The sequence below is a fragment of the Paenibacillus sp. N3.4 genome (assembly GCF_008017805.1).
Taxonomy (GTDB): Bacteria; Bacillota; Bacilli; order Paenibacillales; family NBRC-103111; genus Paenibacillus_E.
In genome coordinates, this window is record NZ_VRTT01000037.1 from 59,068 (window position 1) to 69,029 (window position 9,962).

The window sequence follows — 9,962 nt, forward strand, 5'->3', positions numbered from 1 at the left end:
GAGGATTGCAATGGCATTATTCTTGATGATTCTCCGTAAAATGGTCAAAAACCGTTGGTTAGAATTGAGTTTATTAATGGGGCTCATTATTTCTGTAGCCCTTGCTAGCTCAATGCCCATTTATACCCATGCCATTTTACAGCGGATGCTGATTAAAGATTTAGACGTTTTGCAAATGGACACGAAGAGTTACCCCGGACAAGTGTATACGTATGCCTTTTTAGGGGATCCGGGATCGGATAAAGGTGGAGGGAAGCGTGCCCAGGAAGCCGATGCTTTTATGGCGGAACAAAGCAAGCTGTTTGGCATACCTATCCTTTTTTCAACGATTACCCGAACGACAATGAATTATGATCTTATCCCCAGCGATCCAACGAAAATAGATCTCAAAGTTAGACGTTCTGCGGATTTGAGCGCCATATCAGATTTGGAAAAGCATATTCGTCTTGTAGATGGGGTTGTGCCAGCTGCAGAGCCGGTGAATGGCGTGTATGAGGCTTATGTCTTTCCAGAGCTGCTGGGTAACCTAAAGTTGGTTCTAGGCAATGAATTTACAATAGTGAATAAGGACCCGCAGAAAAGCATTCGCATCAAGCCTGTGGCTGTCATTGATCGCAAAGATCTTGGTGATCTGTATTGGAACAATAATGCCAATGATTTACGTTCCAAATTTTTTATTCCTTTTGATTTATTTGAGAAAGATTTTACCAAAAGCAGCGGTATGTTTTCGTATTGGAATTTCATCTTGGATTATCATCAGATCAAGCTCGAAGGGCTCCCATCTTTTACGAATACGAATACGCAGATTGATCAATATCTTGCCAGTCATTTTGAGACGTATACGCTTAAAAATGCAGCGATGACTACACTCAAGCTCTACGATGAGAAAGAGAAAAAACTAAGAATTATGCTATGGTCACTCAATGTACCTGTTAGTCTTTTACTGGGTTTCTATTTATTCATGGTTGCGAATTTGATTACTGAAAGACAGAAAACAGAAATCGCTGTCCTTCGGAGCCGAGGAGCAAGTCGCCTTCAAATCTTGCTTGGCTATTTGCTGGAAGGTCTGTTACTGGGGGGAATTGCCTTTCTTATTGGCCCTTTCATAGGTTTACAATTAACAAAACTACTGGGAGCTTCGGATGGCTTTCTGTCATTTGTACAGCGCTCTGCGATGGAAGTTAAGCTGAATAAAGAAGCCTATCAATATGCATTGATTGCTGTCATCGCCTCAGTTTGTATGACACTGATTCCGGCAATACTCGCAACTCGCGTTACGATTGTTGGCCATAAACAAACGATGGCGAGGAAGAATAAGCTTTCTTTCGCTCATAAAATGTTTCTTGATGTGCTCTTGCTGGCCGTATCCATGTATTTATGGCAAAGCTTTCATCGACGTATGAACGATTTGGTTGCCTTGGGTCTCGATTCCATGGATATGAAAGTGGATCCGCTCTTTTTCCTTGTACCGGCATTATTTATTTTTGCTATGGGGTTGTTTCTGCTGAGGGTTTATCCTTGGGTCATTCGATTCATTTATATCCTTGGCCGGAAGTGGTGGCCCCCGTATTTGTATTCCACGCTACTTGAAGTAGGAAGATCAACAACGCAGTATCAATTTATTATGCTGTTCATTATTATGACGCTTGCGACTGGCATATTCAGCGCAAGTGCAGCACGTACAATGAATCAAAATGTGGAAGAGAAGATTCGCTATAAAAACGGCGCAGATGTTGTTTTGCAAACGAAATGGGAGAATGATGCGCCACCGCCGCAAATGGAGCCTCCTTCAGCTGTTTCCGATGCCTCAAAAGACTCTTCTGTTCCCAAGCGTGTGCAATATACGGAGCCTCCATTTCTCCCATTCACACAGCTGTCTGGTGTTGAGGCAGCGGCTCGAGTGTTTATGAAGAAAGGGGCGCAGCTCACACTAGGCAAAGATTCGAAAAAAATAGTCTTAATGGGCATCGATACCGATGAATTCGGCCAAACTGCATGGCTGCGTGAGCATTTACTGGACCATCATTTTAATGACTATTTAAATTTGCTTGCGGTAAATGAGAAGGCTGTGCTTATTTCAAAGTCCATCGCAGAGGAAACAGGTGTTAAGGTCGGCGATGTTGTGAATGTCGGGTGGGATGGTGTTGAAGGCGGGACCTGTATCGTTTACGGAATTATTGATTATTGGCCCAGTTGGAATCCCAATCCGGTTTTGGTTGCAGCCACTAACGGAGCGGGGAATACATCAGGTGCTGTAAAACCAAGTAAAGTGGATGCACCGAAGCTGGTCATTGGGCATTTGTCCTATATCCAAAATAATATGGCTGTAGAGCCTTATGATGTTTGGTTGAAGCTAAAACCGGAAACAACCAGTCAAGCGTTATATGACGCTCTGGAGCTTAAGCACATGTCGATCATCAGTTTAGTTGATACGAAGCAGATGTTGGTTCGTTCTAAAAATGACCCCTTCCAGCTAGCAGTCAATGGTGTAATGACACTAGGTTTTTTAATCGCTGTCGGCATAAGCTTTATGGGCTTTCTCCTCTATTGGATACTTTCTTTATCTGGGCGTATTCTTCAATTCGGTGTCCTTCGTGCCATGGGCATTTCCTTCGGCCAGTTGATTGGCATGTTGACTGCCGAACAATTATTGACCTCGGGTGCAGCTGTGTTGATAGGTGTTATGACGGGAAATACGGCTAGTCGCTTGTTCGTGCCGTTGTTCCAGTTGTCATTTGACTCATCCAGCCAAGTACCGCCGTTTCAAGTGAGCTTCGATCCGAGAGATCAGATTCATTTGTACCTCATTGTCCTCGTGATGATAGGGACGGGTCTTCTACTGCTCGGCACGATGCTGTCCAGAATTAAGATCCATCAAGCCGTTAAGCTTGGGGAGGATTAAAGATGATTCATTGTGAGAATTTAGTCAAAATTTATAAGGCGGCTGACATTGAAGTGGTAGCCTTGCAGGGGCTAGACCTCCATATTGATGAGGGAGAGCTAATGGCCATAATCGGCAATAGCGGGAGCGGGAAATCAACGCTGTTGAATATGCTCGGCGGGTTGGATCGGCCTTCAGCAGGTAACCTTCATGTAGATGGGAAGGATCTGCTCAAATTTAAGGAATCTGATTTAGTCAAGTATAAGAGAGAAACTGTAGGCTTCGTATGGCAAAATAATGCTCGTAATCTGATTCCGTATTTGACTGCGCAAGAAAATGTGGAGCTGCCTATACTGCTTCAGGGACGGCGTAAACGCCATCGCGCTTTAGATTTACTGGAAGCCGTCGGTTTGAGCCATCGGAGAAAAAATAGGCTCAATGAGCTTTCAGGCGGGGAGCAGCAGAGGGTGGCTATCGCCATCGCGCTTGCCAACCAACCTAGGCTTCTGCTGGCTGATGAACCTACGGGATCTGTGGATACGAAGATGGCAAATCAAATTCTCGATTTGTTCCGTGAACTGAACCGCAATTTGGGTTTAACCGTTGTGATTGTCACACATGACCCTCATCTTGCGAAAAAGGTAGACCGTGTGGTAGCGATTCGAGACGGTAAAACCTCATCGGAAATTTTGCGCCGTAAATCGTATCAGGAAGAATTGTTGGAGCTGGAACAGGGTATCTTCACTATCCAGGAAGAATCGCATGTTGAATATGCTGTCGTTGACAAGGCAGGCCGATTGCAGATTCCCGCTAATTATCTGGAATCCATTGGCGCATCGAGCTCGAATAAAGTGCGAGTTACGATGGAGGATGGACGTATAGTTCTGCTTCCGCCCGACAAATAAAAAGAGCCTGCTCTGAAGGATGATTCGGAGCAGGCTTGTTTGTTGGTCTGATAACGATAGGACTGGCTCATGAGCAGGACATGGCTTGAGTGGAAGTTTTTGTGGAACCAATCACCAGCCTCTTTGATAAGAAGGAGGAGGGGATATCTCTGCCTTAAGCTGAATTGCAGCCGTTCTTGCCCAATAAGGATCACGCAGCAAAATTCGGCCGAGGAAAATAAGATCTGCTCTTTCGTTCTGCAAAATCTCTTCCGCGTGTTCCGGTTCTGTAATAAGCCCAACTGCCCCTACAGGGAGGCCTGCTTTGGAACGAATTTCTTCGGCGAAGGGGACTTGGTAGCCTGGATACGTCTTAGGAACAACAGGAGCGTTTCCGCCTGAGCTCACATCGATTAAATCAACGCCAAGTTCTTTGAGCTTCGAGGCAAAATACACATGATCCTCTGGCGTCAAGCCTTCGGCTGTGTATTCGTGTGCGGAGATTCTTACTAAGAGGGGCCCATCCCATACCTGCTGTACGGCTGCTACCACCTCACGAAGGAATCGGAAACGATTATCGCGATCTCCTCCATATAGATCCTTGCGTTGGTTGGAAAAGGGGGAGAGGAATTCATTGATAAGATACCCATGCGCGCCATGCAGCTCGATGATGTCGAATCCGGCTTGTTTAGCGCGCTGAGCTGCATCGGCGAAAGCAGTAATCGTCTCCTGAATTTGCTGCAATGTAGCTTCGTCAGGCGTTTTGGACGTGTCGGAGAATGGCAGAGCAGAGGGGGCGATTATGGAGCCTTCCAGTACGGCCTTCCTGCCGGCGTGTGCGAGCTGAATACCAATATGTGAACCTTGTTCGTGTACGGAATCAACAACTCGTTTCAGCCCTTCAATGTGCTCATCCTTCCAGATGCCTAAGTCTCTTGTTGATATCCGACCCTGAGCAGTAACAGCGCTAGCTTCGAGAACGATAAGGCCAACCTGGCCAACTGCACGTGTGGCATAATGAACATGATGCCAATTCTTTACTTCGCCGGAATCGTCTGATGCATACATGCACATGGGCGACATCACGATTCGATTTTTTAACGTCACATCTTTTATCGTATAAGGCGTAAATAGCACCAGAGCACACATCCTGTCTAAGTGATTGTTTAGAAATAAGTCTCAATATGGTATATTGACAATAGCTAGATATTTCCATTAGAATGATTGTATACTATTCCAGTAGGAATTATCAAGTTAAGTATTTATGTTTATGGCATATATTCATTCTATAATTATCCTAGGGGGCAATGTACAATGTCAGGTTCAGAGCGTCAGTATTTACCAGAAACATTAGCGATTCACGCTGGTCAAGAGGTTGATCCTACAACCAAATCGAGAGCTGTACCGATCTACCAAACGACTTCGTACCTATTTAATGACACGGATCATGCGGCAAACTTATTCGCATTGAAAGAATTCGGTAACATTTATACACGCATTATGAACCCTACGACAGATGTATTTGAAAAGCGCATTGCTGCTTTAGAAGGTGCGCCAGCCGCGCTTGCTGTTGCATCCGGTCAAGCTGCTATTACGTTCTCGATCCTCAATATTGCTGAAGCGGGCGACGAAATTGTATCGGCTTCCTCCCTGTATGGCGGTACGTATAATTTATTTGCCAACACATTGGCCAAGTTGGGAATCAAAGTGAAATTTGTCGATCCAAGCAATCCGGAAAACTTCCGCGCTGCAATTACAGATAACACGAAAGCACTTTATGCGGAATCCATCGGTAATCCAAAGGGAGACATCCTGGATATTGAAGCAGTAGCGGCTATCGCTCATGAGCACGGGATTCCATTAATTGTTGACAATACCTTCCCAAGTCCATACCTGCTAAGACCAATTGAACATGGAGCGGATATTGTTGTTCATTCGGCTACGAAGTTTATTGGCGGCCATGGGACGACAATCGGTGGTGTCATTGTGGACGGCGGTAAATTCGACTGGGCTGCAAGCGGCAAATTCCCAGGCCTTACGAAGCCTGATCCTAGCTATAACGGGGTTGTGTATACAGATGCTGTAGGTCCTATTGCTTATATTATCAAAGCCCGTGTTCAACTGCTTCGTGATCTAGGCGCTTCCCTCTCACCAAACAGCTCGTTCTTATTGCTGCAAGGCTTGGAAACGCTGCACTTACGTTTGGAACGTCACAGCTCCAATGCGTTAAAAGTTGCCCAATACTTAGAGTCTCATGAGGACGTAGAGTGGGTCAGCTATGCCGGCTTAGAGAGCCATCCATCCTATCAACTCGCTCAAAAGTATTTGCCTAAAGGTCAAGGCGCTATTTTGAGCTTCGGTATCAAAGGTGGCGTAGAAGCTGGTAAAAGGCTGATTCATTCCGTTAAGCTGTTCTCTCATTTAGCTAATGTCGGAGACTCCAAGTCGTTAATTATCCACCCGGCGAGTACGACACATTCACAATTGAGCGAACAGGAACAAGCTTCTGCCGGCGTGAGCCCTGGACTTATCCGTTTGTCGGTAGGCACTGAGGCTATCGAAGACATTATCTATGATTTAGAACAAGCAATTGTGGCAAGTCAAGCTTAAGAAGGCTCAGTCCCACTTAACGCTTGAAACGATTCACCAGAAGGCATAAAATATGAGAAGGCTGCGATCTAGGCGCAAAACCTAAATCGCAGCTTTTTTTATTTTTACAGGGCTATGATGGGGCTTGAAACTTTTTTTCGGGTCAAGCAGTCTAATCTAAATGTAAGTTTGATTACTTCGAGGAGGCATAATAGGAACATGAAACAGCGATACAAATACCAAATTGCCATACTAGTGGCATTATCCATAATAACGGGCTGCAGTGGCAAACAAGCTGAAACGACACCATCTGCTAGTGCGAATAGCTCAGTTTCGCCGAATCCCACATCGAAACCGATGAGCTCACCCGCAGCCACCGTTACGCCATCTTCTTCATCACCCGGAGCTACCGTCACTCCCTTGGCTTCATCCAAGACAACAACGAAACCTCAAGGTTCCCAAGCGCCAACGGTTTCGCCGGCAGCAACAGCCGGTGGAACGAAAAATGGTTCCATTGCCGTTATTGCTAAACCAGATAGCTTAACGGCACTCGTAAACAAACAAAATTCCTTGCCCTCTGATTATGAGCCTTCTGATTTGGTTTACCCGGATGTAGCTTTCGTATTTTCAGAAAAAATAGAGAAACGTAAAATGCGTAAGGAAGCTGCTGGGGCGTTGGAAAAGCTTTTTGCAGGTGCAAAGAAAGATGGCATCAGTCTAGCAGGCGTATCCGCGTATCGTTCCTATGCGACACAGAAATCAGTCTTCCAAAGATATGTATTAAAGGATGGAGAGGAAAAGGCTAAGACTTATAGTGCAGTACCTGGAACCAGTGAACATGAAACAGGGCTCGCGATCGACGTAACAGGAAGCGATGGCAAGTGTGCGGCGGAAGATTGCTTCGGAGGCACGAAAGAAGCCAACTGGCTGGAGAAGCATGCTTCAGAGTATGGCTTTATTATCAGATATCCCAAAGGCAAGGCAGCCATTACCGGCTACCAATATGAGCCATGGCATATTCGTTACGTAGGAACCGATTTATCCAAAGAGATCGTGTCCAAAAACGTCACCATGGAAGAATATTTCAAAGCAGTACCTGTTACGAAATAACTAACTTGTCGCTAAATTGCACCTATTTCTGTCGTTAATTCGAAATTTATCAAGCTGGTCTGACATGCTACAATGAATCCAAGTCACTTATTTGGAGGTTAATATGATTAAAGTAGCAATGTTAAGTTTCTGGCACGTACATGCAAAGGATTACGCTAAACAAGCAACCGAACATTTGGATACAGAAATCGTTGCTGTCTGGGATGAATTGCCAGAGCGCGGTCAGATTGAAGCGGCACAGCGCGGCGTTACTTTTTATGCTGATTTGCAAGAATTACTGGCTAATCCGGAAATTGAGGGTGTCATCGTTGATACGCCCACGAATATCCATCGGGATGTGATGGTTGCCGCGGCTCAAGCAGGCAAGCATATTTTCACGGAAAAAGTCATTGCTCCTACCTTGCGTGAAGTTAATGAAATTCTCGAAGCCGTAAGTGCAGCAGGTGTTACCTTAACCGTTTCCTTGCCACGTTTGAATAGTAATTCTACGTTAGCCATTCAATCGATTCTCAATCAGGAACTGCTTGGTCAGATTACGATGGTTCGCTCCCGTTTATCCCATAACGGTGGAATATCGACACAATTCAACCCGAAAGGTTGGTTGCCGGATCATTTTTATAGTGCGGAACAATGTGGCGGCGGAGCTTTGATTGATCTCGGCTGTCATCCCATGTATTTGACACGTCTTTTGCTGGGCATGCCAGATGCTGTAAGCGCTACGTTTGGTTATGTAACAGGCAGAGAAGTTGAGGATAACGCGGTAGCAACGCTGCAATATGCGAATGGAGCCATCGGCATTGTCGAGGCTGGTTTCGTGAATGCCTTCTCACCATTCGTGATCGAAGTTCATGGCACAGAGGGCAGCTTGCTCTTTTCGGAGCATGATGGGAAGATTTTACTTCGTTCCAATAAAGATGCTGAAGCTAGTCAACAATGGGTAGAACAAGGAAACTGGCCGGAAACGAACCCAACGGCATTCGATCAATGGGTGTCCCATATTCAGAATGGAACGAAAGCGGAGGAGAATATTCAATTAGCTTCCGACTTAACCAAACTGATGGAGGCTTCGAATCGCTCGGCTGCATCCAAACAACAAGTCCGAATCGATACATTAGCTCGCTAAGATGACCGACAGGAAGGAGGGGATATGACAGATGAGCCAGCCCTTTTACTTTGAAAAAATGCTCGAGAATCCCTTCGCTTTAGATCGATTGGAGCTCACCTTTCGGTGGGGATCTTATGGATTAAGGGTACTGCGCTGTCATTTGACCTCCTTCCCTCCCGGTACGATGATAGATTTCCATCATCACTCCGAGTTTGAGTTTCACTATATACCTCGGGGCAAAGGGAAAGTTATTTTGGAAGAAACTCCTTATCCTTTGCAAGAAGGAATGCTTTATTTGACAGGACCGGGTGTCAGCCATCGACAAGAAGCAGATGAGCTGGAAGCCATGGACGAGTTATGCTTGCATGTGGACATTATTAAACTTGATGTGGAAGACGAAGAGTGTAATCCTTTACAAGGTGAATCATGGGGAGCGGCATGGGAGAAGTCAGAAGCGGATGCTTGCATCCGGCAGTTAATCGAACTTCCTCATATGCCTGCATTAGACAGGCAGGAAGCCATGAAATGGTTTCTTGTTGCATATGAAGCCTTGCACAGTAATCAGCTTGGTCAGTATACGATTATCAAACAAGCCATTGTGCAGATGTTATTAAGAACGGTTGGGGCCTACAAATCGCAGCAGCATGGCTTGAATCTTCCCTCCCGCGATATGAAAAGCTATCGTTATCAGCTTGCCGTTCAGTTCATCTCCGATAATTTCCGACGTCCGATCACCTTAGAAGTCGTGTCGGACCGCGTACAGATCAGTTCGCGGCAGCTTCAACGTATTTTCAAAGAAATGGCCGGAATCTCGTTCAGTGAACATTTGGAGCAAACTCGTTTGAAACACGTATGCAGTGAACTGCTGCAAACATCCTTCACTTTGGAGAAGATTGCAGAGAGCAATGGGTTCGCATCCAGTAATTACTTGCACTATGTGTTTAAGAAAGCATATGGTGTAACCCCAATTCAGTATCGAGAGCGCATAGCTAGTCTTGCATAAAAAGAGAAAGCTGCTGTCCGAAAAGGGTGTCAGCGAATGAGTCAGTCCCAAACTATGTACAAAGACGCCTCCAATACCACTATGTAAGTGGGGATGGAAGCGTCTTTTTGTAGTGGAATTCCTATCACAGTGGGGGTTCAAAAATCCAAAAATGACTTTTGGGACAACCTCTTTTGCATAAACTACACAGCGCTCCATCTGACCTCATTAAGGTTGTACAGGCAGTTTGGCAGAGAGCTCCGTATCGGCAAAAAATGCACGAATCTTTATATATGATGGTATGATCAGGCAAAAGACTAGACACTAAACGCGAACACAAACACAACCGCCAACCGTCAACCGTCAACCGCCAACCGCCAACCGCCAACCGCAACCGTCAACCGTCAACCG

Annotated in this window: 7 protein-coding genes; 6 read left to right on the plus strand and 1 reads right to left on the minus strand. The window is 45.6% G+C overall.

Annotated elements, in window-relative coordinates:
* Positions 1-10 precede the first annotated feature (10 nt).
* Both FU659_RS19065 and FU659_RS19070 read left to right on the plus strand, forming a co-directional pair.
* Positions 11-2,902 (plus strand): ABC transporter permease, encoded by a 2,892-nt coding sequence (locus FU659_RS19065; protein WP_147949016.1) that lies wholly within the window; start codon positions 11-13, stop codon positions 2,900-2,902.
* A 2-nt stretch (positions 2,903-2,904) separates the two neighbouring features.
* A complete protein-coding gene (locus tag FU659_RS19070; RefSeq protein WP_147949017.1) occupies positions 2,905-3,786 on the plus strand; it encodes an ABC transporter ATP-binding protein in 882 nt (293 codons plus the stop codon).
* Between the two features lie 111 nt (positions 3,787-3,897).
* Here the strand turns inward: FU659_RS19070 and namA are convergent, their stop codons facing one another.
* The gene (gene namA, locus FU659_RS19075) at positions 3,898-4,914 is read right to left on the minus strand and encodes an NADPH dehydrogenase NamA (protein WP_147949018.1); all 1,017 of its coding nucleotides are present in this window, start codon (positions 4,912-4,914) and stop codon (positions 3,898-3,900) included.
* Between the two features lie 165 nt (positions 4,915-5,079).
* Here namA and FU659_RS19080 point away from each other — a divergent pair, with 165 nt between their 5' ends.
* From FU659_RS19080 to FU659_RS19095, 4 genes are all read left to right on the plus strand, one after another.
* Positions 5,080-6,375, plus strand: coding sequence for a homocysteine synthase (locus tag FU659_RS19080; RefSeq protein WP_147949019.1), 1,296 nt, complete (start codon positions 5,080-5,082; stop codon positions 6,373-6,375).
* A gap of 198 nt (positions 6,376-6,573) precedes the next feature.
* On the plus strand, positions 6,574-7,464 hold the full coding sequence (locus FU659_RS19085; RefSeq protein WP_147949020.1) for a D-alanyl-D-alanine carboxypeptidase family protein: 891 nt from the start codon (positions 6,574-6,576) through the stop codon (positions 7,462-7,464).
* Between the two features lie 103 nt (positions 7,465-7,567).
* A complete protein-coding gene (locus tag FU659_RS19090; protein WP_147949021.1) occupies positions 7,568-8,587 on the plus strand; it encodes a Gfo/Idh/MocA family protein in 1,020 nt (339 codons plus the stop codon).
* A 31-nt stretch (positions 8,588-8,618) separates the two neighbouring features.
* Complete coding sequence (locus FU659_RS19095; protein ID WP_147949022.1) at positions 8,619-9,572, plus strand: AraC family transcriptional regulator; 954 nt, start codon at positions 8,619-8,621, stop codon at positions 9,570-9,572.
* The last annotated feature ends 390 nt before the right edge of the window (positions 9,573-9,962 follow it).

Excerpts from the sequence above, each read along its gene's own strand:
- FU659_RS19070 (WP_147949017.1), top strand. The coding sequence starts at position 2,905 with ATGATTCATTGTGAGAATTTAGTCAAAATTTATAAGGCGGCTGACATT.
- FU659_RS19080 (WP_147949019.1), top strand. The coding sequence starts at position 5,080 with ATGTCAGGTTCAGAGCGTCAGTATTTACCAGAAACATTAGCGATTCAC.
- namA (WP_147949018.1), bottom strand. The coding sequence starts at position 4,914 with ATGTGTGCTCTGGTGCTATTTACGCCTTATACGATAAAAGATGTGACG.
- FU659_RS19085 (WP_147949020.1), top strand. The coding sequence starts at position 6,574 with ATGAAACAGCGATACAAATACCAAATTGCCATACTAGTGGCATTATCC.
- FU659_RS19095 (WP_147949022.1), top strand. The coding sequence starts at position 8,619 with ATGAGCCAGCCCTTTTACTTTGAAAAAATGCTCGAGAATCCCTTCGCT.
- FU659_RS19065 (WP_147949016.1), top strand. The coding sequence starts at position 11 with ATGGCATTATTCTTGATGATTCTCCGTAAAATGGTCAAAAACCGTTGG.
- FU659_RS19090 (WP_147949021.1), top strand. The coding sequence starts at position 7,568 with ATGATTAAAGTAGCAATGTTAAGTTTCTGGCACGTACATGCAAAGGAT.